This is a genomic window from Streptosporangium nondiastaticum (assembly GCF_003011965.1).
In the GTDB taxonomy this organism is placed as follows: Bacteria; Actinomycetota; Actinomycetes; order Streptomycetales; family Streptomycetaceae; genus Streptomyces; species Streptomyces nondiastaticus.
On the sequence record NZ_PXWG01000077.1, the window covers coordinates 1 to 23,316 of the forward strand.

Sequence of the window (23,316 nt, forward strand, 5' to 3'; positions counted from 1 at the left end):
CGTACGACGCGATGGAGCGTCGTACGAGCCCCGTCTCATGACTGTCCCCCAGCCACGCTGGGAGGGGCCCCCGCCCGGCAGGGCGGAGCCCCCACCTACGGACGTACCGGAGTCACCGCATGAAGACGATCGACGAACTCATCCAGGACGGTGTCGAGGGCAAGCGGATCTTCGTCCGCGCCGACCTCAACGTGCCGCTCGACGGCACCACCATCACCGACGACGGCCGCATCCGCGCCGTCGCCCCGACCATCGCCAAGCTCGCCGCCGCGGGTGCCAAGGTGATCGTCGCCTCCCACCTGGGTCGTCCCAAGGGCGCCCCGGATCCCCAGTTCTCCCTCGCCCCGGCCGCCGCGCGGCTCGGCGAGATCCTGGGCAAGCAGGTCTCGTTCGCCACCGACACGGTCGGGGACAGCGCGAAGGCCACCGTCGCCGCACTGGCGAACGGCGAGGTCACGCTGCTGGAGAACCTCCGTTTCAACGCGGGCGAGACCAGCAAGGACGACGCGGAGCGCGGCGCCTTCGCCGACGCCCTCGCGTCGCTCGCCGACCTGTACGTGGGCGACGGCTTCGGCGCCGTGCACCGCAAGCACGCCTCGGTCTTCGACCTCCCGGCGCGCCTGCCGCACGCCGCGGGCGACCTGATCGCCACCGAGGTCGGCGTCCTGAAGAAGCTCACCGAGGACGTCGCGCGCCCCTACGTGGTGGTGCTCGGCGGCGCCAAGGTCTCCGACAAGCTGGGCGTCATCGACAACCTGCTCAAGAAGGCCGACCGCATCCTCATCGGCGGCGGCATGTCGTACACCTTCCTGGCCGCCAAGGGCCACGAGGTCGGCATCTCGCTGCTGCAGGAGGACCAGAAGGCCACGTGCCTCGCGTACCTGGCCGAGGCGGAGAAGCGGGGCGTCGAGTTCGTCCTGCCCGTCGACGTCCTGGTCTCGGCGGACTTCCCGGACCTGAAGACCAAGGCCCCGGCCAACCCCGAGCTCGTCTCCTCGGACGCCATCCCGGCGGACAAGGAGGGCCTCGACATCGGCCCGAAGACCCGTGAGCTCTACGCCTCGAAGCTCGCCGACGCGGGCACGGTCTTCTGGAACGGCCCGATGGGCGTCTTCGAGCACCCCGACTACGCGAACGGCACCAAGGCCGTCGCGCAGGCCCTGCTGGACTCGCCGGGCTTCACCGTCGTCGGCGGGGGCGACTCGGCCGCGGCCGTGCGCACCCTCGGCTTCGACGAGAATGCTTTCGGCCACATCTCGACCGGCGGCGGCGCCAGCCTCGAATACCTCGAGGGCAAGACGCTCCCCGGCCTCGCCGCACTGGAGGACTGAACCACTGTGAGTGCACGTACCCCGCTGATGGCGGGCAACTGGAAGATGAACCTCAACCACCTCGAGGCCATCGCCCACGTCCAGAAGCTCGCCTTCGCGCTCGCCGACAAGGACTACGAGGGCACCGAGGTCGCCGTCCTGCCGCCCTTCACCGACCTCCGCTCGGTGCAGACGCTGGTCGACGGCGACAAGCTGAAGATCAAGTACGGTGCCCAGGACGTCTCGGCGTTCGACTCCGGCGCCTACACCGGCGAGATCTCCGGCGCCATGCTCGCCAAGCTCAAGTGCACCTACGTGGCGATCGGGCACTCCGAGCGCCGCCAGTACCACGGCGAGTCGGACGAGCTCTGCAACGCCAAGGTCAAGGCCGCCTACCGGCACGGCCTGACCCCGATCCTGTGCGTCGGCGAGGGCCTGGACGTCCGCAAGGCCGGCGGCCAGGTCGCGCACACCCTCGCGCAGGTCGACGGCGGCCTCAAGGACGTCCCGGCCGAGCAGGCCGAGAGCATCGTCATCGCCTACGAGCCGGTGTGGGCCATCGGCACCGGCGAGGTCGCCACGCCCGAGGACGCCCAGGAGGTCTGCGGGGCCATCCGCGGCCGCCTCGCCGAGCTCTACGGCTCCGAGGTCGCCGACAAGATCCGCATCCAGTACGGCGGCTCCGTCAAGTCCGGCAACATCGCCGCGATCATGGCGCAGCCGGACGTCGACGGCGCCCTGATCGGCGGCGCCGCGCTGGACGTGGACGACTTCGTCAAGATCGTGCGCTTCCGCGACCAGTAGCAGCGCTATGACGAGGACTCCTCCTCGTCGTACCCTGTCGGGGCCGGGACCGGCGCGTTCGCGCCACCCGGCCCCTCACCGTCTACCGTCCGAGAGAGTTGGTCCAGCCGTGGTCATGGGGTTCTCGATCGCCCTCATCATCTTCAGCGTGCTGATGATGATGCTGGTGCTCATGCACAAGGGGAAGGGCGGCGGCCTGTCCGACATGTTCGGCGGTGGCATGCAGTCCTCCGTCGGCGGCTCCTCCGTCGCCGAGCGCAACCTCGACCGCATCACCGTGGTCGTCGGTCTGCTCTGGTTCGCGTGCATCGTCGCACTCGGCCTGCTGATGAAGCTCGATAGCTGACGTACCGTCGTGAACGCGGCCTATCATTGGGGTCGCGTCCTCGCGGCCGGGCTGTAACTCCTGCCACTGGACGCGCGTTGGGCCTTACGTAGACTGGGGCGCCCGCAGCGGAGCCGTCGGTTCAGACGGTCCGCAGCACCATTACGCAGGGAGTTACGACCGTGGCAAGTGGCAACGCGATCCGGGGAAGCCGGGTCGGAGCGGGGCCGATGGGTGAGGCCGAGCGGGGCGAGTCCGCGCCGCGCCTCCGCATCTCCTTCTGGTGCTCTAACGGGCACGAGACGCAGCCGAGCTTCGCCAGCGACGCACAGGTGCCGGACACGTGGGACTGCCCGCGCTGCGGCTTCCCGGCCGGCCAGGACCGGGACAATCCGCCGGACCCGCCGCGCACCGAGCCGTACAAGACCCATCTCGCCTACGTCCGTGAGCGGCGCAGCGACGCCGACGGCGAGGCGATCCTGGCCGAGGCGCTCGCAAAGCTCCGCGGAGAGATCTGACCGAACGGCACCCCTCGTGGGTGCCGTTTCGTGTTGCGCTCGAACCGACCGCTGATCAATTAGGTTGGAGGGCGGCGGGGCAGTTACGACAACGAATGGGCTGATGTCCGAGATGAACGCAGAGGGCCGCACCAGGCTGGACCGGACTCCGGAGTGGAACGCTCTGGCCAAGCACCGGGACGAACTGGGGGAGGTGCACCTGCGCGAGCTCTTCGCGGACGACCCGCGGCGGGCCGAGAAGTACGCCCTCGCCGTCGGCGACCTCCACCTGGACTACTCGAAGCACCTCGTCACCGACGAGACCCTGCGCCTGCTGCGCGAGCTCGCCACGGCCTCGGGCGTCGCGGAGCTGCGCGACGCCATGTTCCGCGGCGAGAAGATCAACACCACCGAGGGCCGCGCCGTGCTGCACACCGCGCTGCGCGCCCCGGAGTCCGCCGTCGTCAAGGTCGACGGCGAGAACGTCGTCCCGGCCGTCCACGCCGTGCTGCGCAAGATGCAGGTCTTCTGCGACCGCGTGCTGTCGGGCGACTGGAAGGGCCACACGGGCCGGCCCATCAAGAACGTCGTCAACATCGGCATCGGCGGCTCCGACCTCGGTCCGGCGATGGCCTACGAGGCGCTGCGCGCCTACACCGCCCGCGACATGACGTTCCGTTTCGTCTCCAACGTGGACGGCGCCGACCTGCACGAGGCCCTGCGCGACCTCGACGCCGCCGAGACGCTCTTCATCGTCGCCTCCAAGACGTTCACGACGATCGAGACCATCACCAACGCCACCTCCGCGCGGAACTGGCTGCTGACCGAGCTGCGGGCCGGCGAGGAGGCCGTCGCCAAGCACTTCGTCGCCCTGTCGACGAACGAGGAGAAGGTCTCCGAGTTCGGCATCGACACCGCCAACATGTTCGAGTTCTGGGACTGGGTCGGCGGCCGCTACTCCTACGACTCGGCCATCGGGCTCTCCCTGATGCTCGCCATCGGCCCGGACCGCTTCCGCGAGATGCTCGCCGGCTTCCACCTCGTCGACGAGCACTTCCGCACGGCGCCCTTCGAGGAGAACGCACCGCTGCTGCTCGGCCTGCTGGGCGTCTGGTACGGCAACTTCCACGACGCCCAGTCGCACGCGGTCCTGCCCTACAGCCACTACCTGTCGAAGTTCGCGGCCTACCTGCAGCAGCTGGACATGGAGTCCAACGGCAAGTCCGTCGACCGCGAGGGACGGCCCGTCAGCTGGCAGACCGGGCCCGTCGTCTGGGGCACCCCCGGCACGAACGGCCAGCACGCGTACTACCAGTTGATCCACCAGGGCACGAAGCTGATCCCGGCCGACCTGCTCGGCTTCGCGCGGCCCGTGGACGACCTGCAGCCGGGGCTGGTGGCCCAGCACGACCTGCTGATGGCCAATCTGTTCGCCCAGGGCCAGGCGCTGGCCTTCGGCAAGACGCCGGAGGAGGTCGCGGCGGAGGGCGTCCCCGCCGAGCTCGTCCCCCACAAGACGTTCCGCGGCAACCACCCGACGACGACGATCCTCGCGAGCGAGCTGACGCCGTCGGTGCTGGGGCAGCTCATCGCCTTGTACGAGCACAAGGTGTTCGTCCAGGGCGCGATCTGGAACATCGACTCCTTCGACCAGTGGGGCGTCGAGCTGGGGAAGGTCCTCGCGAAGCGGGTGGAACCCGCGCTGACGGAGGGCGCGGACGTTCCGGGGCTGGACGGGTCCACGGCGGCGCTGGTCGCGCGCTACCGGGAGCTTCGGGGCCGCTAGGCCCCGGCGGCCGGGGTGGTTCCGGCACCGCCGGGGCCACGCCGTAGGGGTCGCGCGCCGTCGCGGCGGGACCGGGGCCTCTCTATCCGCCGCGACGGCGGCCAGCCACCGGCGACGTGTCCGGCGGTGCCAAGCCGACGGCCCGGCCCCCATCAAGGGAGCCGGGCCGTCGGCATGCGTACGCACCGTCAGGGCGACGCCGGGGGATACAGCCCCCGCGGCAGCCGCGCCGCCGCGGCCGCGTCCAGCAGCCACAGCGTGCGGCTGCGGCCGTACGCGCCGGCAGCCGGCGCCTGGATCTCACCCGCACCGCTGAGCGCGAGCGCAACCGCGTTCGCCTTGTCCTCGCCCGCGGCGAGCAGCCAGACCTCCCGCGCCGCGCGGATCGCCGGCAGGGTCAGCGAGACCCGGGTCGGCGGCGGCTTGGGCGCGCCGTGGACGCCCACGACCGTGCGCTCGGTCTCCCGTACGCCCGGCATCTCGGGGAAGAGCGACGCGACGTGCGTGTCGGGGCCGACGCCCAGCAGCAGGACGTCGAAGGACGGCACGGGGCCGTGGTCCTCGGGGCGGGCGGCCTCGGCCAGCTCCGCCGCGTAGGCCTCGGCCGCGGCGTCCGCGTCGTCGTGGCTGCCGTCGGCCGCGGGCATGTAGTGCACCCGGGCCGGGTCGAGGTCGACGGCGTCGAGCAGGGCCTCGCGGGCCTGCGTGGCGTTGCGCTCCGGGTCGCCCTGGGGCAGGAAGCGCTCGTCGCCCCACCACAGGTCGAGCCGGGACCAGTCGACGGCGTCCCGGGCGGGCGCCTCGGCGAGGGCCGCGAGCAGCCCGTTGCCGTTGCGCCCGCCGGTGAGGACCACGGACGCCGAGCCGCGGGCGGCCTGGGCGTCGACGATCTTCGTGATCAGCCGGGCCGCCGCGGCCTGGGCCATCAGCTCCTTGTCCCGGTGGACGACGATCTGCGGGGTGCTCACTTGCCGGCCGCCTTCTTGCTGCCGGCCTTCTTGGCCGGGGCGGGGGCCGGGGCGGCCTTCTCCTCGGCGGCCGGTGCCTCGGGGGCGGCCGCCGTCTCCGCTGCCTCGGGGGCCGTCTTCGCGGCCGGTGCCGGGGCGTCGTTCAGCCGGTCGACCCCGTACTTGAGGGCGGACTCGTAGATGTCGTCCGGGTCGAGCCGGCGCAGCTCCTCCGCGAGGAGCTCCGCCGTCTCGCGGCGCTGGAGGGCGACGGCGCGGTCGGGCTGGCCGGGCATGCAGAGCGTGGCCAGGGAGCCGTCCGGGCGGTCCAGGACGACGGGCCCGCTCTTCGTCTCCAGGCGGACGGCCGTGAGGCCGGGGCCGTCGGAGACGGTGCGGCGCACCGGGACGCCGAGGCGGTCGGCGAGCCAGAGGGCGAGGAGCTCGGCGCTGGGGTTGTAGCCCTCGCCCTCGACCTCCGCGGAGACGACGTCGGCGTGCTGCTGGTCCAGGGCGGCCGCGAGCATGGAGCGCCACGGCGTGATCCGGGCCCAGGCGAGGTCGGTGTCGCCGGGCGTGTAGTGCGCCGAGCGGGCCGAGAGCTCCTTGACGGGGTCTTCGGCGGCGTACGCGTCGGTGACGCGGCGCTGGCCGAGGGCGCCCAGCGGGTCCTGGTGGGGGTCGACCGGGGAGCCGACCGGCCACCAGACGACGACGGGGGCGTCCGGCAGCAGCAGCGGCAGGACGACCGACTGGGCGTGGTCGATCACGTCGCCGTAGAGCCGCAGGACGACCGTCTCGCCGGTGCCGGCGGAGGTGCCGACGCGGACCTCGGCGTCGAGGCGGGCCTTGGCGCGGTCGCGCGGGGAGCGGCTGACGCGCTTGATGACGACGAGCTTGCGCGAGGGGTGCTCGCGGGACGCGTCGTTGGCGGCCTTGAGCGCGTCGTAGGCGTGCTCCTCGTCGGTGACGATGACGAGGGTGAGCACCATGCCGACGGCCGGGGTGCCGATCGCGCGGCGGCCCTGGACCAGAGCGTTGTTGATCTTGCTGGACGTGGTGTCCGTGAGGTCCATCTTCATGGCCGGCGCCAGCTCCGTCCGTCTCGTGCGAGCATCTCGTCCGCCTCGGCGGGGCCCCAGGTGCCGGCGGGGTAGGACGCGGGCTTGCCGTTCCTGTCCCAGTACTCCTCGATGGGGTCGAGGATCTGCCAGGACAGCTCGACCTCCTTCAGGCGCGGGAAGAGGTTGGCGTCGCCGAGCAGCACGTCGAGGATGAGCCGCTCGTAGGCCTCGGGGCTGGACTCGGTGAAGGACTCGCCGTAGGCGAAGTCCATCGAGACGTCCCGGACCTCCATCTGGGTGCCGGGCACCTTGGAGCCGAACCGCAGGGTGACGCCCTCGTCCGGCTGCACCCGGATGACCAGGGCGTTCTGCCCGAGCTCCTCGGTGGCGGTGTGGTCGAAGGGCGAGTGCGGGGCGCGCTGGAAGACGACCGCGATCTCGGTGACGCGGCGGCCCAGGCGCTTGCCGGTGCGCAGGTAGAAGGGGACGCCCGCCCAGCGGCGGTTGTCGATCTCCAGCTTGATCGCGGCGTAGGTGTCGGTCTTGGAGGCCGGGTCGATGCCCTCTTCCTCCAGGTAGCCGACGACCTCCTCGCCGCCCTGCCAGCCGTGCGCGTACTGGGCGCGGACGGTCTCCTTGCCGAGGTCCTTGGGCAGCCGGACGGCGCCCAGCACCTTGGTCTTCTCGGCGACCAGCGCGTCGGCGTCGAAGGAGGCGGGCTCCTCCATCGCGGTCAGCGCGAGCAGCTGGAGCAGGTGGTTCTGGATGACGTCGCGGGCGGCGCCGATGCCGTCGTAGTAGCCGGCGCGGCCGCCGATGCCGATGTCCTCGGCCATGGTGATCTGCACGTGGTCGACGTAGGACCGGTTCCAGATCGGCTCGAAGAGGGTGTTGGCGAAGCGGAGGGCCAGGATGTTCTGGACCGTCTCCTTGCCGAGGTAGTGGTCGATGCGGAAGACCGCCTCGGCCGGGAAGACCTCGTGGACGATCCGGTTGAGCTCCTGGGCGCTGGCCAGGTCGTGGCCGAAGGGCTTCTCGATGACGGCGCGCCGCCAGGAGCCCTCCTTCTGCTCGGCCAGGCCGTGCTTCTTGAGCTGCTGGACGACCGTGGGGAAGAACTTCGGCGGCACCGAGAGGTAGAAGGCGAAGTTGCCGCCCGTGCCCTGGGCCTGGTCGAGCTCCTGGATGGTGTTCTTGAGGGTCTCGAAGGCGACGTCGTCGTCGAAGTCGCCCTGCACGAACCGGCAGCCCTGGACCAGCTGCTGCCAGACCTCCTCGCGGAAGGGCGTGCGGGCGTGCTCCTTGACGGCGTCGTGGACGATCTGGGCGAAGTCGTCGTCCTCCCAGTCGCGGCGCGCGAAGCCGATGAGCGAGAAGCCCGGCGGGAGCAGACCCCGGTTGGCGAGGTCGTACACCGCCGGCATCAGCTTTTTCCTGGACAAATCGCCCGTGACGCCAAAGATGACCAGGCCCGACGGCCCCGCGATGCGCGGGAGCCGTCGGTCCAGAGCGTCACGCAGCGGATTGCTGCTTGTGCTCAATTCACGCCTCCGGAGCGAGGCGCTTGAGCTCTGCCTCGGTGGACTTCAGCAGGTCGTTCCAGGACTGCTCGAACTTGTCGACGCCCTCGTCCTCCAGGAGCTGGACGACCTCGTCGTACGAGATGCCCAGCTTCGCGATCGCGTCGAGCTCGGCCTTGGCCTGCTCGTACGTGCCGCGCACCGTGTCACCGGTGATCCGCCCGTGGTCGGCCGTGGCCTCCAGGGTGGCCTCCGGCATGGTGTTGACCGTGTTCGGGGCGACCAGGTCGTCCACGTACAGCGTGTCCTTGTAGGCCGGGTCCTTGACGCCGGTCGAGGCCCACAGCGGACGCTGCTTGTTGGCGCCGGCCTTCTCCAGGGCGGCCCAGCGGTCCGAGGAGAAGACCTCCTCGTAGGCCTGGTAGGCCAGGCGGGCGTTGGCCAGGGCGGCCTTGCCGCGCAGGGCCTTCGCCTCGTCGGTGCCCAGGGCGTCCAGGCGCTTGTCGATCTCGCTGTCCACGCGGGACACGAAGAAGGAGGCGACCGAGTGGATCAGGGACAGGTCCTGGCCGGCGGCCTTGGCCTTCTCCAGACCGGTCAGGTAGGCGTCCATGACCGCGCGGTAGCGCTCGAGGGAGAAGATCAGCGTGACGTTGACGCTGATGCCCTTGCCGATCACCTCGGCGATGGCCGGCAGGCCCGCCTTGGTGGCCGGGATCTTGATCAGGGTGTTGGGGCGGTCCACCAGCCAGGCCAGCTGCTTGGCCTCGGCGACGGTGGCGACCGTGTCGTGGGCCAGGCGCGGGTCGACCTCGATGGAGACCCGGCCGTCCTGGCCGTCGGTGGCCTCGAAGACCGGGCGCAGGATGTCGGCGGCGTCACGGACGTCCGCCGTCGTGATCATGCGGATGGCCTCGTCGACGGTGACCTTGCGGGCCGCGAGGTCGGCGAGCTGCTGCTCGTAGCCCTCACCGCTGGAGATCGCCTTCTGGAAGATCGACGGGTTCGTCGTGACGCCCACGACGTGGCTCTGGTCGATCAGCTCGGCCAGGTTGCCGGACGTGATGCGCTTGCGGGACAGGTCGTCCAGCCAGATCGCGACGCCTTCGTCGGAGAGGCGCTTGAGTGCGTCTGTCATGGGTTCTGCATCTCCTACTTGCTCGTGAAGGGTGCGTCAGCGCCGGGCGGCGTCGGCGTGCTCGATCGACTCGCGCGCGGCCGCGACCACGGCCTCGGTGGTCAGACCGAACTCGCGGTAGAGCACCTTGTAGTCGGCGGAGGCGCCGAAGTGCTCCAGCGACACGATGCGGCCGGCCTCGCCGACGTAGCGGTGCCAGGTCAGGCCGATGCCCGCCTCGACGGCGACCCGGGCCTTGACGTCCGGCAGCAGCACGCCGTCGCGGTACGCCTGGTCCTGCTCCTCGAACCACTCGACGGACGGCATCGAGACCACGCGGGTCGGGATGCCCTCGGCCTGGAGCTGCTCGCGGGCCTCGACGGCCAGCTGGACCTCGGAGCCGGTGCCGATCAGGATCACCTGCGGACGGCCGCCCTCGGCCTCGAACAGGACGTAGCCACCCTTGGCCACACCCTCGTTCGCCTCGTACGTCGGGACGTTCTGGCGGGTGAGGGCCAGGCCGTGCGGCGCGGGCTTGACGGTGTGGCGCTTGGTGATCTCGCGCCAGGCGATGGCCGTCTCGTTGGCGTCGGCCGGGCGGACCATGTTCAGGCCCGGGATGGCGCGCAGGGCGGCCATGTGCTCGACCGGCTGGTGCGTCGGGCCGTCCTCGCCGAGGCCGATGGAGTCGTGCGTCCACACGTAGGTGACCGGCAGCTTCATCAGCGCGGCCAGGCGGACCGCCGGGCGCATGTAGTCGGAGAACACCAGGAAGGTGCCGCCGTAGACGCGCGTGTTGCCGTGCAGCGCGATGCCGTTCATGGTCGAACCCATGGCGTGCTCGCGGATGCCGAAGTGGATGGTGCGGCCGTAGGGGTTCGCCTCCGGCAGCGGGTTGCCCTCCGGGAGGAAGGACGACGACGGGTCGATCGTGGTGTTGTTCGAACCGGCGAGGTCGGCGGAGCCGCCCCACAGCTCGGGGATCACGCCGCCCAGCGCCTTGAGGACCTCACCCGACGCCTTGCGGGTGGCGACGTCCTTGCCGGCCGGGAAGACCGGGACGGCCTTCTCCCAGCCGTCGGGCAGCTCGCCCGCGACGATGCGGTCGAACTCGGCGGCGCGCTCCGGGTTGGCCTCGCGCCACTCCTGGATGCGCTTGTCCCACGTGGCGTGGGCCTCGCGGCCGCGGTCGACGACCTTGCGGACGTGCGCGAAGACCTCGTCCTCGACCTGGAAGTGCTGCTCGGGGTCGAAGCCCATGACCTTCTTGGTCGCGGCGACCTCGGCCTCGCCGAGGGCGGAGCCGTGCGACGCCTCGGTGTTCTGGGCGTTCGGGGCCGGCCAGGCGATGATCGTGCGCGCGGCGATGATCGAGGGACGCTCGGTCTCCTCCTGCGCGGCCTTCAGCGCGGCGTGCAGCGCGTGGATGTCGAAGTCGCCGTTGGCGCCCTGCTCGATGCGCTGGACGTGCCAGCCGTACGCCTCGTAGCGCTTGAGGACGTCCTCGGAGAACGCGGTCTCCGTGTCGCCCTCGATCGAGATGTGGTTGTCGTCGTAGAGCGCGACGATGTTGCCGAGCTTCTGGTGGCCGGCGAGCGAGGACGCCTCGGCGGAGATGCCCTCCTCCAGGTCGCCGTCGGAGACGATCGCCCAGATGGTGTGGTCGAACGGGGAGGTGCCGGCCGGCGCCTCCGGGTCGAACAGGCCGCGCTCGTAGCGGGCGGCCATGGCCATGCCCACGGCGTTGGCGATGCCCTGGCCCAGCGGACCGGTGGTGGTCTCCACGCCCCGCGTGTGGCCGTGCTCCGGGTGGCCGGGGGTCTTGCTGTCCCAGGTGCGGAAGGACTTGAGGTCCGACAGCTCCAGGCCGTAGCCCGCCATGAAGAGCTGGACGTACAGCGTCAGGCTGGTGTGGCCGGGGGAGAGGACGAAGCGGTCGCGACCGGTCCAGTCGGCGTCACTGGGGTCGTGCCGCATCATCTTCTGGAACAGCAGGTAGGCGGCGGGCGCCAGGCTCATGGCCGTGCCCGGATGGCCGTTGCCGACCTTCTGCACGGAGTCCATGGCCAGGACGCGGGCGGTATCGACGGCCCGCTGGTCCAGTTCGGTCCATTCGAGGTCTGTGGTGGTCGGCTTGGTGCTCACCCTTGGATCAGGGCTCCTCTCCACATGGTCTTGTCTGCCGGGGGCGGTATGTTCCGCCACGACGCGGCGTGCCCGAGCCTACCCCCGCGGGGACGCGCATCTTTTCGACGTACAGTCGGCTGCCCGTTCGCGGGCAACCGAATCGCGGCGGCAGGGATTCCCGCCGCGGGTGCGGCGCCCTGTGTCCAGCCTGCCGGGCGGCGCGCCCGCCCGCCTCCCGAAGACGACCGTTCCGTCATGTCCGGGGAGCTCCGCGGTGACGTCCGGGGCGCGCGGCGGCGCGTCCGTGATCCGTTGCGCGCGCCCTCAACACGACCCACCCCGGCGGAGGCCGTGCCATCGCCTGCGTCTAAAGTGGCGTGGTACGCGCAAGTCTTTACCGGGCTTTCGGACCCGGATGTGCTTGCTGGCCTTATCTCTGTCAGGGGTGTGCGTGACGGCCGTCGAATCCCGTCCTGCGGGGGTGCTTCCGGAAAGCGAAAGCCCCGGTCACCGGCCGTTCGGGGCCCGTGCCAAGGCGTTCGTGGCGCTGACCAAGCCGCGTGTCATCGAGCTGCTGCTGATGACGACCGTGCCGGTGATGTTCCTCGCGGCCCAGGGCGTGCCCGACCTGTGGCTGGTGCTGGCCACCTGCATCGGCGGCTACCTGTCCGCGGGCGGCGCCGGCGCGTTCAACATGTGGTACGACCGCGACATCGACGCCCTGATGGACCGCACGTCGCAGCGTCCGCTGGTGACCGGCATGGTCTCCCCGAAGGAGTGCCTGGTCTTCGCCTCCGCGCTGACGGTGGGCTCGACCCTGTGGTTCTGGTTCCTGGTCAACCCGCTGTCGGCGATGCTCTCGCTCGGCGCCAACGCGTTCTACGTCGTCGTCTACACGATGATCCTCAAGCGCCGCACCGCGCAGAACATCGTGTGGGGCGGCATCGCGGGCTGCATGCCGGTCATCATCGGCTGGTCGGCCGTCGCGAACTCGGTCTCCTGGGCCGCCGTCGTCCTCTTCCTGGTGATCTTCTTCTGGACGCCGCCGCACTACTGGCCGCTGTCGATGAAGGTCAAGGACGACTACGAGCGCGTGGGCGTGCCGATGCTGCCCGTCATCGCCGGCAACAAGGCGGTCGCCAAGCAGATCGTCCTCTACAGCTGGGTGATGGTCCTCGTCTCCCTCTCCCTGCAGCCGCTCGGCTACACCGGCTGGTTCTACACGGTCGTCGCGGCCGCGCTGGGCGGCTTCTGGCTGAAGGAGGCGCACGCCCTGCAGCTGCGCGCCAACGCCGGCATCACGGGCGCGAAGCTCAAGGAGATGCGCCTCTTCCACTGGTCCATCACGTACGTGTCGCTGCTGTTCGTCGCGGTGGCCGTGGATCCCTTCCTTCGTTAATTACTGGTGGGTAGCATCTGCGGCATGGCAGATGACACCACCCCGCAGGACGGCACCGCCGAGAAGACCGCGCCCGACGCCCGGGCGGACCGCAAGGCCGCCCGGCTCGCCCGGCAGATCGACGCGTTCGCCAAGGGCCACGGCGGCTCCGCCGACGGCCAGCTGGCCCACATCGCCCGCGGCACCGTGCGGATCGCCCTCGTGGGCGCCGACGGCGAGTGGGGCAACCTCGTCGCCCCCTCCCTGGACGTCGCGCAGAAGGCCGCCGAGAAGGCCGGCCTGACCCTCCACGACGACTTCGACGGCGAGCTCGCCGCCAAGGTCCGCACCGGCCCGTACGAGTGGTCGCGCATGGCCGGCATCCAGGTCGGCGGCCCGGCCAACCCCGCCGCCGGCTGACCCGGCGGCCGAGCCGGAGACTGCGGATGCCGGAGACCGCGGATAACTGACGAGCCCCTCGGCCGTTAGACCCCCGGGGAGCGGCCGCACGCGCGCCGCTCGGGGCGGGGACGGCACGAGGGGGGCGGATGGACGGCATGCCGCCGCTCGTCGACCAGCACAGCCGCGGCGCGGTCCACGGCGAGCTGGGACTCGGCGGGTTCGAGGCGCATCTGGCCGCGGCCGCGGGCGCCGCGGGCCCGGCCCCGCCCGGCACCTCCTTCTTCGACAGCCGCACGGGGCTGGCGCTGCGCCGCTGGTGCCCGCCGCTCCTCGGCCTGGACCCGCACTGCTCGCCCGTCCGCTATCTGGCCCGCCGCCGCGAGCTGGGCGCCTACCGGGCCGGGCGGCTGCTGCTGCGCGGCGCCGGCATCGGCACGTTCCTGCTGGAGACGGGGGAGCCGAGCGCCCTCACCTCGGCCGCCGAGCTCGCCGGGGCCGCCGACGGCAGCGCGCACGAGGTCGTCCGGCTCGAACCGCTCGCCGAGCAGGTCGCCGACGCCTCCGGGAGCGCGGACTCCTTCACCGCCCGCACGGCCGAGGCGCTCTACGCGGCCGCCCGCGGCGCCATCGCGTTCGCCTGCGGCCTCCCCTTCTGCGACGGGAGCCCGCCGGGCCTGGCGGAGGTGCGCAAGGCCGCGGGACAGTGGCTGCGGTCGCGCCGCCCGGGCGGCCGGCTGAACGACCCCGTGCTCGCCCGCCACCTGCTGTGGAGCGCGCTCGCCGCCGGGCTCCCCGTCCAGCTGCACTGCTCCGACCCGCTGCGGCTGACCCGCTTCCTGCGGGCCACGGCGGGCCTGGGCTGCGATCTGGTGCTGCTGCCGGACCCCTGGCACCACCGGGAGGCCGCACAGCTCGCCGGGGCCTTCCCGCACGTCTATGCGGACGTGGGGCGGCACCCCGAGGAGACGCTGCGCGAGGCGCCCTTCGGGAAGCTGCTGTTCTCCTCCGGCGCGCGCGGCCCGGCCGAGCTCTACGTGGTCGCAGCCCGCTCGTTCTCGCAGGCCATGGAGCGGCTGATGAGCGACTGGGTGGCCGACGGCTGGTGCCGGCGGGCGGACGCGCGCAGGATCGCCTCGCTCGTCGCCGCCGGCACCGCCCGCAGGGTCTACCGGCTGGACGCGCCGGCCGGCTGAGCCGGGACGGCCTCGTGCCCGTCCGCGGGGGCGGGCACGACGGGCTGCTCGCCGCGGTCCCGCAGCGACAGGAAGACCCGCAGCACGGCGATCCACACCAGGCAGGAGCCGAACATGTGGGCGCCGACGACGACCTCGGGCTCGTCGTTGAAGTACTGCACGTAGCCGATGACGCCCTGGAACATCAGGACGGCGAACAGCTCGGCGGTCCGGCGGCGCGGCACGGCCGGTGCCTTCACGGCCCGCAGCACGAACCACAGGGCGATGGTCAGGCCGACCACGATGTAGACGAAGTCGACGTGCAGCTGGGTGACCTCGCGCCAGTCCAGCGGGATGCGGTGGACGTTCTTCGAGGCGTCGCCCGCGTGCCGGCCGGAGCCGGTGACGACCGTGCCGACGAGGATCAGCAGGACGGTCGAGGCGATCAGGACCCAGCTGAGCTGCCGCACCGGACGCGCCACCAGGTCGCGCGGCTCGTCATCACCCTCGCCCGAGCGGTGCCACATCACCACGGCCACCGTCAGCAGCGCGGTCGCCGCAAGGAAGTGCAGGGCCACGATGTACGGGTTGAGGCCCGTCAGGACGGTGATGCCGCCGATGATGCCGTTGCTCGCGATCAGCCAGAACTGGGCCCAGCCCAGCCGCGTCAGCGGGCGGCGGCGCGGGGCGCGCGCACGGGCCGCGACGATCGCCACGCCGACGATCGCGCAGAGCACGTACGTCAGCATGCGGTTGGTGAACTCGATGACGCCGTTGATGCCCATCTCCGGGGTGGGCGTCAGGCTGTCCTCGGTGCAGGTGGGCCACGTCGGGCAGCCGAGCCCCGACTGGGTGAGCCGGACCGCGCCGCCCGTCACCACGATGACCACGCCCATCACCACGCAGGCGAAGGCCGCCCGCTGGACGAAGCGCGCGGAGGGCTGCCAGCGGTCGGCGACGATCTGGAGGGGGTTCAGCGTTTTCGGCACGGGGTCATCGTAAAGGGGAGCTTGTGCACGGATTCACGAGGGGGCACTCTGTGTGTCCCTCCGGCGGAAGAACCCCGCCCTCACTCCCAGCGGAAGAGCTTCGCCGCCGCCCCGAGGCCCAGCACCGCCCACACCGCGAGGATGCCGAGGTCGCCCCAGGGCATGCCCGCGCCGTGCTGCAGGACGTCCCGCAGGCCGTCCGAGAGCGCCGAGATCGGCAGCAGCTCCAGCACCGCCCGCACCCCGCCGGGGAACTTCTCCATCGGCACGATCACGCCGCCGCCGACCAGCAGCAGGAGGAAGACGAGGTTCGCCGCGGCGAGCGTCACCTCCGCCTTCAGCGTGCCGGCCATCAGCAGCCCCAGCCCCGAGAACGCCGCCGTGCCCAGCACGAGCAGCAGCAGGACCGCGAACGGGTTGCCCTGCGGCGACCAGCCCAGCGCGAAGGCGATCACCGTCAGGAGGACGACCTGCAGCACCTCGGTGACCAGCACCGAGCACGTCTTCGCCGTCATCAGCGCCCAGCGCGGCAGCGGCGAGGCGCCCAGGCGCTTGAGCACGCCGTAGCGGCGCTCGAAACCGGTGGCGATGGCCTGGCCGGTGAACGCCGTGGACATCACCGCCAGTGCCAGCACGCCCGGGGCGAGGAAATCGACCGCCTTGCCCTCTCCCGTGTCGACGATGTCGACCGCGCTGAAGAGCACCAGCAGCAGCGTCGGGATGACGACGGTCAGCAGCAGCTGTTCGCCGTTGCGCAGCAGCATGCGGGTCTCCAGCGCGGCCTGCGCGCGGATCATCCGGGAGACGGGCGCGGCACCGGGCCGCGGCGAGAAGGTTTCGGTGCTCACGCCCGCAGCTCCTTACCGGTCAGCTCCAGAAAAACGTCCTCCAGCGTGTGCCGCTCGACCGCGATGCGGTCCGGCATGACGCCGTTCTGCGCGCACCACGTGGTCACCGTGGCGAGCAGCTGCGGGTCGATGCGGCCGCCCACGCGGTACGTGCCCGGGGTGAGCTCCGCCGCCGTGGACTCGGCGGGCAGGGCCTTCAGGAGCGAGGCGAGGTCCAGGCCGGGCCGGCCGCTGAAGCGCAGGGTGTTCTCCGCGCCGCCCCGGCACAGCTCCTCGGGGCTGCCCTGGGCGATGACCCGGCCGCTGTCGATGATCGCGATGTCGTCGGCCAGGGCCTCGGCCTCGTCCATGTAGTGCGTGGTGAGGACGACGGTGACGCCGTCGGTGCGCAGCTCCCGCACCAGGTCCCAGGTGGCGTGCCGGGCCTGCGGGTCCAGGCCGGCCGTCGGCTCGTCCAGGAAGACCAGCTCGGGGCGGCCGACGACGGCCATGGCGAGCGCGAGGCGCTGCTGCTGGCCGCCGGAGAGCCGCCGGTAGGCCGTCCGGCCGCAGCCGCCGAGGCCCAGCCGTTCTATGAGGGAGGGCACGTCCAGGGGGTGGGCGTGCAGGGCGGCGACGTGGCGCAGCATCTCCTCCGCGCGCGCCCCCGCGTACACCCCTCCGCTCTGCAGCATGACGCCCACGCGGGGGCGGAGCTCCGCCGCGTCGGCGACGGGGTCGAGCCCCAGGACGCGGACGGTGCCCGCATCGGGGCGGCGGTAGCCCTCGCAGGTCTCGATCGTGGTGGTCTTGCCGGCTCCGTTGGGGCCGAGGACGGCGGTGAGGCCGCCGCGGGCGACGGACAGGTCGAGCCCGTCCACCGCGGCCTTCGGTCCGTACCGCTTCACCAGCCCGCGGACCTCGACCGCGGGCCGGTCCGGGGCCTCGGGGGTGTCCCCCGGGAAGACGCTGCGCATGGCGCGAAGTCTACGAAGCCGGGCGTGTCCCCGGAGGCCCCGGGGTGGAACCCGTCCGCGGAGGGGCCGCCGCGGGAGCCCGGAACCACGGGCCTCCGGGCAAGATCGACGGGTGGCGGTTAGGTGACCCTTAGTGATCGAGGACACCGTCGGCGGGCGGGGGCGAGGCTTGTCCGCCTCCGGGCAATTACGCAACAATGGTGTTGTGAAATACGCGGGCGAGGCTTCACAGGGCCCCGCGGCCGGTCCGGAAGGACCCGTGGCCGCCGGGCCGCAGCAGCCTGCGCCCGGGCCCGCCCGCGAGGACGACCGCCGCGAGCACGGCCATGACGAGCAGCGCGGCACCCGCAATCGCGTCGCCCGCTCCATCCTCGACCACGGCCCGTCCACCGCGGCGGAGCTCGCCCTCCGCCTGGAGCTCACCCAGGCGGCCGTGCGCCGCCATCTCGACACCCTCGTCGCCGAGGGCGTCGTCGAGCCCCGCGAGAAGCGGGTCTACGGCGCCCGGAGCCGCGGCCGCCCCGCCAAGGCCTTCGCGCTGACCGACTGCGGCCGCGACGCCTTCGACCAGGCCTACGACAAGCTGGCCGGAGACGCCCTGCGCTGGATCGCCCAGGCCGCGGGCGGCGGCGAGATGGGAGAGGCCGCCGTCGCGGCCTTCGCCCGAGCCCGGATGGCCGCCCAGGCCGAGGGCTACCGCCGGGCGCTGGAAGCGGCCCCGCCCGAATCCCGCACGGAGGCCCTTGCCAGGGCATTGACCGCGGACGGGTACGCTGCTACGGCGCGTAGCGCGCCGGTCGGCGAACAGCTTTGCCAGCACCACTGCCCGGTCGCCCATGTCGCCGAGCAGTTCCCGCAGCTGTGCGAGGCGGAGACAGAGGTCTTCTCCCGCCTGCTCGGGACACATGTGCAGCGTCTTGCCACCATCGCCCACGGCGACGGGGTGTGCACGACGTTCATCCCGAAGAGCAAGACCAAGACCACCACAGCATCCGCCAGCACGGCCGGGAGGAACCCCGCATGACTCTCCCCACGGAGACTGCCCACCCTGAGCTCGAAGGCCTGGGCACGTACGAATACGGCTGGGCCGACTCCGACGTGGCCGGTGCCGCAGCCAAGCGCGGCCTCTCCGAGGACGTCGTCCGCGACATCTCGGCCAAGAAGTCCGAGCCGGAGTGGATGCTCAAGCTGCGTCTGAAGGGCCTGAAGCTCTTCGACAAGAAGCCCATGCCCACCTGGGGCTCCGACCTCTCGGGCATCGACTTCGACAACATCAAGTACTTCGTGCGCTCCACCGAGAAGGCCGCGGCCTCCTGGGAGGACCTGCCGGAGGACATCAAGAACACCTACGACAAGCTGGGCATCCCGGAGGCGGAGAAGCAGCGCCTGGTCGCCGGTGTCGCCGCGCAGTACGAGTCGGAGGTCGTCTACCACCAGATCCGTGAGGACCTGGAGGCCCAGGGCGTCATCTTCCTGGACACCGACACGGCCCTGAAGGAGCACCCGGAGCTCTTCCAGGAGTACTTCGGCACGGTCATCCCCGTCGGTGACAACAAGTTCGCGTCGCTGAACACCGCCGTGTGGTCCGGCGGCTCGTTCATCTACGTCCCGAAGGGTGTCCACGTCGACATCCCGCTGCAGGCCTACTTCCGCATCAACACGGAGAACATGGGCCAGTTCGAGCGGACGCTGATCATCGTCGACGAGGACGCCTACGTCCACTACGTCGAGGGCTGCACCGCCCCGATCTACTCCTCGGACTCGCTGCACAGCGCGGTCGTGGAGATCATCGTCAAGAAGGGCGGCCGCTGCCGCTACACGACGATCCAGAACTGGTCGAACAACGTCTACAACCTGGTCACCAAGCGTGCCGTGGCCTACGAGGGCGCGACCATGGAGTGGGTCGACGGCAACATCGGCTCCAAGGTGACGATGAAGTACCCGGCCGTCTACCTGATGGGCGAGCACGCCAAGGGCGAGACGCTGTCCATCGCCTTCTCCGGCCAGGGCCAGCACCAGGACGCCGGCGCCAAGATGGTCCACATGGCGCCGAACACCTCCTCCAACATCGTCTCCAAGTCGGTGGCGCGAGGCGGTGGCCGCACCTCCTACCGCGGCCTGATCGAGATCGGCGAGGGCGCCCACGGCTCCAAGTCGAACGTGCTCTGCGACGCCCTGCTCGTGGACACCATCTCCCGGTCGGACACCTACCCCTACGTCGACGTCCGCGAGGACGACGTCTCCATGGGCCACGAGGCGACCGTCTCCAAGGTCAGCGACGACCAGCTCTTCTACCTGATGAGCCGGGGCCTGTCCGAGGACGAGGCGATGGCGATGATCGTGCGCGGCTTCGTCGAGCCGATCGCCCGCGAGCTGCCCATGGAGTACGCGCTGGAGCTCAACCGGCTGATCGAGCTGCAGATGGAAGGCTCCGTCGGCTGACCTTCCCCCGCCCCTTGAGGCGGGGGAGGGGCACGGACGCCCCCGACCGCAGCAGCGAACCCTTTGTGACAGGAAGAGAGCACGACGACAGCCATGGCTGACAACACCCCCGCCGGCAGCACGACCGACGGCGCCATCCAGGTGGGCGGGCCGCAGCAGCCCATCGACGCGCGCGTGAGCGCCCCCGCCTCGTACGACGTGGCGGACTTCCCCGTGCCGCACGGCCGCGAGGAGGAGTGGCGGTTCACCCCGCTGGAGCGCCTGCGCGGGCTGCACGACGGCACCGCTGTGGCGAACGGCGGCGGCGTCAAGGTCGAGGTGAGCGCCCCCGCCGGCGTCACCGTCGAGACCGTCGGCCGCGACGACGCCCGCCTCGGCCGGGCCGGCAAGCCCGTCGACCGCGTGGCCGCCCAGGCCTACAGCTCCTTCGAGAAGGCCTCGGTCGTCTCGATCCCCAAGGACGCGGTCCTCACCGAGCCCGTCACCATCTCCGTGCACGGCGAGGGCGGCGTGGCCTTCGGCCACCAGGTGATCGAGGTCGGCGCCTTCGCCGAGGCCGTCGTCGTCCTCGACCACACCGGCGACACCACGCTCGCCGCCAACGTCGAGTTCCTCGTGGGCGACGGCGCCAAGCTCACCGTCGTCTCCGTCCAGGACTGGGACGCCACCGCGGTGCACGCCGCCCAGCAGACCGCGCTGATCGGCCGCGACGCCTCCTTCAAGTCCGTCATCGTCACCTTCGGCGGCGACCTCGTCCGCCTCCACCCGCGGGTCGTCTACGGCGCCCCCGGCGGCGAGGCCGAGCTCTACGGCCTGTACTTCACGGACGAGGGCCAGCACCAGGAGCACCGCCTCTTCGTCGACCACGACACCCCGCACTGCCGCAGCAACGTCGCCTACAAGGGCGCGCTGCAGGGCCAGAACGCCCACGCGGTCTGGATCGGCGACGTCCTCATCCGCGCGGCGGCCGAGGGCACCGACACCTACGAGCTCAACCGCAACCTCGTCCTCACCGACGGGGCCCGCGTCGACTCCGTGCCCAACCTGGAGATCGAGACCGGCGAGATCGTCGGCGCCGGCCACGCCTCGGCGACCGGCCGCTTCGACGACGAGCAGCTGTTCTACCTGATGGCGCGCGGCATCCCGGCCGACGAGGCCCGCCGCCTGGTCGTCCGCGGCTTCTTCGCCGAGCTCGTCCAGCAGATCGGCATCCCCGAGCTGGAGGACCGCCTCATCGCCAAGATCGAGGCCGAGCTGGAGGCGGCGGTCGCATGAGCGCTTTCGTGAAGGTGGCCGCCCTCAGCGAGCTGGAGGAGGACACCCCCAAGCGGGTCGAGATCGACGGCACGCCGGTCTCCCTCGTCCGCACCGAGGGAGAGGTGTTCGCGATCAACGACATCTGCTCCCACGCCAACGTCTCGCTCTCCGAGGGCGAGGTGGAGGACTGCGCCATCGAGTGCTGGCTGCACGGCTCCAGCTTCGACCTGCGCACCGGAAAGCCCTCCGGCCTGCCCGCCACGCGCCCCGTCCCCGTATACCCCGTCAAGATCGAAGGGGACGACGTGCTCGTCTCCGTCACCCAGGAGTCCTGAGTTCCCCATGGCAACGCTTGAGATCCACGACCTGCACGTCTCCGTCGAAGCCGAGAACGGCCCGCGCGAGATCCTCAAGGGCGTCGACCTGACCGTGAAGCAGGGCGAGACCCACGCCATCATGGGCCCCAACGGCTCCGGCAAGTCGACCCTGGCGTACTCGCTGGCGGGTCACCCCAAGTACACGATCACCGGCGGCACCGTCACCCTCGACGGCGAGGACGTCCTGGAGATGTCCGTCGACGAGCGCGCCCGCGCCGGCGTCTTCCTCGCCATGCAGTACCCGGTCGAGGTGCCCGGCGTCTCGGTCTCCAACTTCCTGCGCACCTCCGCCACCGCCATCCGCGGCGAGGCCCCCAAGCTGCGCACCTGGGTGAAGGAGGTCAAGGAGGCCATGGAGCGCCTCAACATGGACCCCGCCTTCGCCGAGCGCAACGTCAACGAGGGCTTCTCCGGCGGTGAGAAGAAGCGCCACGAGATCCTCCAGCTGGAGCTCCTCAAGCCGAAGATCGCGATCCTCGACGAGACCGACTCCGGCCTGGACGTCGACGCGCTGCGCCAGGTCTCCGAGGGCGTCAACCGCGTCCGCGAGACCGGCGAGGTCGGCACCCTGCTGATCACGCACTACACGCGCATCCTGCGCTACATCAAGCCCGACTTCGTCCACGTCTTCTCCGGCGGCCGCATCGTCGAGTCCGGCGGCGCCGAGCTGGCCGACAAGCTGGAGTCCGAGGGCTACGAGGCCTACCAGACGAAGGGCGGCGTAACCGCGTGACCATACTGCCGGGCCTCCTCGACACCGAGGCGATTCGCAAGGACTTCCCCATCCTGGACCGCACGGTCCACGACGGTAAGAAGATCGTCTACCTGGACTCCGCGGCCACCTCCCAGAAGCCGCGCCAGGTGCTCGACGCGCTCAACGCGTACTACGAGCGGCACAACGCCAACGTCCACCGCGGCGTCTACACCATCGCCGAGGAGGCCACGGCGCTGTACGAAGGCGCGCGCGACAAGGTCGCCGCCTTCATCAACGCCCCCAGCCGCGACGAGGTCATCTTCACCAAGAACGCCTCCGAGTCGCTCAACCTCGTGGCCAACATGCTCGGCTGGGCCGACGAGCCCTACCGGGTCGACCACGACACCGAGATCGTCATCACGGAGATGGAGCACCACTCCAACATCGTCCCGTGGCAGCTGCTCTCGCAGCGCACCGGCGCGAAGCTGAAGTGGTTCGGCCTCACCGACGACGGCCGCCTCGACCTGTCCAACATCGACGAGATCATCACCGAGAAGACCAAGGTCGTCTCGTTCGTGCTGGTCTCCAACATCATGGGCACGGTCAACCCGGTCGAGACCATCGTCCGGCGCGCCCAGGAGGTCGGTGCGCTCGTCGTCATCGACGCCTCCCAGGCCGCCCCGCACATGGTGCTGGACGTCCAGGCCCTCCAGGCCGACTTCGTGGCCTTCACCGGCCACAAGATGTGCGGCCCGACCGGCATCGGCGTCCTGTGGGGCCGCCAGGAGCTGCTGGAGGACCTTCCGCCGTTCCTCGGCGGCGGCGAGATGATCGAGACCGTCTCGATGCACTCCTCCACCTACGCCCCCGCGCCGCACAAGTTCGAGGCCGGCACGCCCCCGATCGCCCAGGCCGTCGGCCTCGGCGCCGCGGTGGACTACCTGTCCTCGATCGGCATGGAGAACATCGCCCGCCACGAGCACGCGATCACGCAGTACGCGGTCAGCCGCCTCCAGGAGGTCCCGGACCTGCGGATCATCGGCCCCAGCACGGCCGAGGACCGCGGCGCCACGATCTCCTTCACGCTCGGCGACATCCACCCGCACGACGTGGGCCAGGTCCTCGACGAGCAGGGCATCGCGGTCCGCGTCGGCCACCACTGCGCGCGGCCCGTCTGCCTCCGGTACGGAATTCCTGCGACCACGCGGGCGTCGTTCTACCTGTACTCCACCCCGGGCGAGGTCGACGCCCTGGTCGCGGGTCTGGAGCACGTCCGGAACTTCTTCGGGTAGAGCGGGGATCTT

At 71.1% G+C, this 23,316-nt stretch carries 22 protein-coding genes; 14 read left to right on the top strand and 8 right to left on the bottom strand.

Annotated elements, in window-relative coordinates:
• Positions 1-119 precede the first annotated feature (119 nt).
• From B7P34_RS23335 to pgi, 5 genes are all read left to right on the top strand, one after another.
• Complete coding sequence (locus B7P34_RS23335) at positions 120-1,331, top strand: phosphoglycerate kinase (protein ID WP_106679481.1); 1,212 nt, start codon at positions 120-122, stop codon at positions 1,329-1,331.
• Between the two features lie 6 nt (positions 1,332-1,337).
• Complete coding sequence (tpiA, locus tag B7P34_RS23340; protein WP_106679483.1) at positions 1,338-2,114, top strand: triose-phosphate isomerase; 777 nt, start codon at positions 1,338-1,340, stop codon at positions 2,112-2,114.
• 109 nt (positions 2,115-2,223) lie between these two features.
• Entirely contained in the window at positions 2,224-2,460 is a 237-nt protein-coding gene (gene secG, locus B7P34_RS23345; RefSeq protein ID WP_223268143.1) for a preprotein translocase subunit SecG, read from the top strand.
• A 161-nt stretch (positions 2,461-2,621) separates the two neighbouring features.
• Positions 2,622-2,957, top strand: coding sequence for an RNA polymerase-binding protein RbpA (locus B7P34_RS23350; RefSeq protein WP_003957010.1), 336 nt, complete (start codon positions 2,622-2,624; stop codon positions 2,955-2,957).
• 103 nt (positions 2,958-3,060) lie between these two features.
• Positions 3,061-4,722, top strand: coding sequence for a glucose-6-phosphate isomerase (gene pgi / locus B7P34_RS23355; protein WP_223268144.1), 1,662 nt, complete (start codon positions 3,061-3,063; stop codon positions 4,720-4,722).
• Positions 4,723-4,910: 188 nt separating this feature from the next.
• On the opposite strand, the gene pgl is transcribed toward pgi, so the two are convergent.
• The 5 genes from pgl to tkt are packed head-to-tail and all read right to left on the bottom strand — an operon-like array spanning position 4,911 to position 11,515.
• The gene (gene pgl, locus B7P34_RS23360; protein ID WP_106679485.1) at positions 4,911-5,690 is read right to left on the bottom strand and encodes a 6-phosphogluconolactonase; all 780 of its coding nucleotides are present in this window, start codon (positions 5,688-5,690) and stop codon (positions 4,911-4,913) included.
• On the bottom strand, positions 5,687-6,751 hold the full coding sequence (opcA, locus tag B7P34_RS23365; RefSeq protein WP_106679486.1) for a glucose-6-phosphate dehydrogenase assembly protein OpcA: 1,065 nt from the start codon (positions 6,749-6,751) through the stop codon (positions 5,687-5,689). Before opcA ends, pgl begins: the two co-directional genes overlap by 4 nt.
• Positions 6,748-8,274, bottom strand: a complete 1,527-nt coding sequence (gene zwf, locus B7P34_RS23370) for a glucose-6-phosphate dehydrogenase (RefSeq protein ID WP_106679488.1) — start codon at positions 8,272-8,274, stop codon at positions 6,748-6,750. Before zwf ends, opcA begins: the two co-directional genes overlap by 4 nt.
• Position 8,275: 1 nt before the next feature.
• Complete coding sequence (gene tal, locus B7P34_RS23375; RefSeq protein WP_106679490.1) at positions 8,276-9,391, bottom strand: transaldolase; 1,116 nt, start codon at positions 9,389-9,391, stop codon at positions 8,276-8,278.
• A gap of 36 nt (positions 9,392-9,427) precedes the next feature.
• The gene (tkt, locus tag B7P34_RS23380) at positions 9,428-11,515 is read right to left on the bottom strand and encodes a transketolase (protein ID WP_106679491.1); all 2,088 of its coding nucleotides are present in this window, start codon (positions 11,513-11,515) and stop codon (positions 9,428-9,430) included.
• A gap of 397 nt (positions 11,516-11,912) precedes the next feature.
• On the opposite strand from tkt, the gene B7P34_RS23385 reads away from it, so the two are divergent.
• The 3 genes from B7P34_RS23385 to B7P34_RS23395 all read left to right on the top strand — a co-directional run bounded on the left by B7P34_RS23385 (position 11,913) and on the right by B7P34_RS23395 (position 14,470).
• Entirely contained in the window at positions 11,913-12,896 is a 984-nt protein-coding gene (locus B7P34_RS23385; RefSeq protein ID WP_106679493.1) for a heme o synthase, read from the top strand.
• Positions 12,897-12,920: 24 nt separating this feature from the next.
• Positions 12,921-13,295: a hypothetical protein gene (locus B7P34_RS23390; protein ID WP_106679495.1), complete on the top strand. Its 375-nt coding sequence runs from the start codon at positions 12,921-12,923 to the stop codon at positions 13,293-13,295.
• A gap of 128 nt (positions 13,296-13,423) precedes the next feature.
• The gene (locus tag B7P34_RS23395; protein ID WP_106679496.1) at positions 13,424-14,470 is read left to right on the top strand and encodes an amidohydrolase; all 1,047 of its coding nucleotides are present in this window, start codon (positions 13,424-13,426) and stop codon (positions 14,468-14,470) included.
• Here B7P34_RS23395 and B7P34_RS23400 read toward each other — a convergent pair.
• The 3 genes from B7P34_RS23400 to B7P34_RS23410 all read right to left on the bottom strand — a co-directional run bounded on the left by B7P34_RS23400 (position 14,443) and on the right by B7P34_RS23410 (position 17,242).
• The gene (locus B7P34_RS23400; RefSeq protein ID WP_106679498.1) at positions 14,443-15,438 is read right to left on the bottom strand and encodes a COX15/CtaA family protein; all 996 of its coding nucleotides are present in this window, start codon (positions 15,436-15,438) and stop codon (positions 14,443-14,445) included. The two genes, B7P34_RS23395 and B7P34_RS23400, sit on opposite strands and share 28 nt — an antisense overlap.
• A gap of 80 nt (positions 15,439-15,518) precedes the next feature.
• The gene (locus tag B7P34_RS23405) at positions 15,519-16,286 is read right to left on the bottom strand and encodes an ABC transporter permease (RefSeq protein WP_189382990.1); all 768 of its coding nucleotides are present in this window, start codon (positions 16,284-16,286) and stop codon (positions 15,519-15,521) included.
• On the bottom strand, positions 16,283-17,242 hold the full coding sequence (locus B7P34_RS23410) for an ABC transporter ATP-binding protein (RefSeq protein WP_106679500.1): 960 nt from the start codon (positions 17,240-17,242) through the stop codon (positions 16,283-16,285). Before B7P34_RS23410 ends, B7P34_RS23405 begins: the two co-directional genes overlap by 4 nt.
• A 259-nt stretch (positions 17,243-17,501) precedes the next feature.
• Here B7P34_RS23410 and B7P34_RS23415 point away from each other — a divergent pair, with 259 nt between their 5' ends.
• From B7P34_RS23415 to B7P34_RS23440, 6 genes are all read left to right on the top strand, one after another.
• A complete protein-coding gene (locus B7P34_RS23415) occupies positions 17,502-18,266 on the top strand; it encodes a helix-turn-helix transcriptional regulator (RefSeq protein ID WP_223268145.1) in 765 nt (254 codons plus the stop codon).
• The gene (gene sufB / locus B7P34_RS23420) at positions 18,263-19,684 is read left to right on the top strand and encodes a Fe-S cluster assembly protein SufB (RefSeq protein WP_106679504.1); all 1,422 of its coding nucleotides are present in this window, start codon (positions 18,263-18,265) and stop codon (positions 19,682-19,684) included. Before B7P34_RS23415 ends, sufB begins: the two co-directional genes overlap by 4 nt.
• A gap of 93 nt (positions 19,685-19,777) precedes the next feature.
• Positions 19,778-20,959 (top strand): Fe-S cluster assembly protein SufD, encoded by a 1,182-nt coding sequence (gene sufD / locus B7P34_RS23425; protein ID WP_106679506.1) that lies wholly within the window; start codon positions 19,778-19,780, stop codon positions 20,957-20,959.
• The gene (locus tag B7P34_RS23430; protein ID WP_106679508.1) at positions 20,956-21,276 is read left to right on the top strand and encodes a non-heme iron oxygenase ferredoxin subunit; all 321 of its coding nucleotides are present in this window, start codon (positions 20,956-20,958) and stop codon (positions 21,274-21,276) included. The genes sufD and B7P34_RS23430 overlap by 4 nt, the downstream gene beginning before the upstream one ends.
• 7 nt (positions 21,277-21,283) lie before the next feature.
• The gene (sufC, locus tag B7P34_RS23435; protein ID WP_106679510.1) at positions 21,284-22,051 is read left to right on the top strand and encodes a Fe-S cluster assembly ATPase SufC; all 768 of its coding nucleotides are present in this window, start codon (positions 21,284-21,286) and stop codon (positions 22,049-22,051) included.
• Positions 22,048-23,304 (top strand): cysteine desulfurase, encoded by a 1,257-nt coding sequence (locus tag B7P34_RS23440; protein WP_106679512.1) that lies wholly within the window; start codon positions 22,048-22,050, stop codon positions 23,302-23,304. The genes sufC and B7P34_RS23440 overlap by 4 nt, the downstream gene beginning before the upstream one ends.
• The last annotated feature ends 12 nt before the right edge of the window (positions 23,305-23,316 follow it).

Excerpts from the sequence above, each read along its gene's own strand:
- B7P34_RS23335 (WP_106679481.1), top strand. The coding sequence starts at position 120 with ATGAAGACGATCGACGAACTCATCCAGGACGGTGTCGAGGGCAAGCGG.
- pgi (WP_223268144.1), top strand. The coding sequence starts at position 3,061 with ATGTCCGAGATGAACGCAGAGGGCCGCACCAGGCTGGACCGGACTCCG.
- opcA (WP_106679486.1), bottom strand. The coding sequence starts at position 6,751 with ATGAAGATGGACCTCACGGACACCACGTCCAGCAAGATCAACAACGCT.
- tal (WP_106679490.1), bottom strand. The coding sequence starts at position 9,391 with ATGACAGACGCACTCAAGCGCCTCTCCGACGAAGGCGTCGCGATCTGG.
- B7P34_RS23385 (WP_106679493.1), top strand. The coding sequence starts at position 11,913 with ATGTGCTTGCTGGCCTTATCTCTGTCAGGGGTGTGCGTGACGGCCGTC.
- B7P34_RS23390 (WP_106679495.1), top strand. The coding sequence starts at position 12,921 with ATGGCAGATGACACCACCCCGCAGGACGGCACCGCCGAGAAGACCGCG.
- B7P34_RS23395 (WP_106679496.1), top strand. The coding sequence starts at position 13,424 with ATGGACGGCATGCCGCCGCTCGTCGACCAGCACAGCCGCGGCGCGGTC.
- B7P34_RS23410 (WP_106679500.1), bottom strand. The coding sequence starts at position 17,242 with ATGCGCAGCGTCTTCCCGGGGGACACCCCCGAGGCCCCGGACCGGCCC.
- sufB (WP_106679504.1), top strand. The coding sequence starts at position 18,263 with ATGACTCTCCCCACGGAGACTGCCCACCCTGAGCTCGAAGGCCTGGGC.
- sufD (WP_106679506.1), top strand. The coding sequence starts at position 19,778 with ATGGCTGACAACACCCCCGCCGGCAGCACGACCGACGGCGCCATCCAG.
- B7P34_RS23430 (WP_106679508.1), top strand. The coding sequence starts at position 20,956 with ATGAGCGCTTTCGTGAAGGTGGCCGCCCTCAGCGAGCTGGAGGAGGAC.
- sufC (WP_106679510.1), top strand. The coding sequence starts at position 21,284 with ATGGCAACGCTTGAGATCCACGACCTGCACGTCTCCGTCGAAGCCGAG.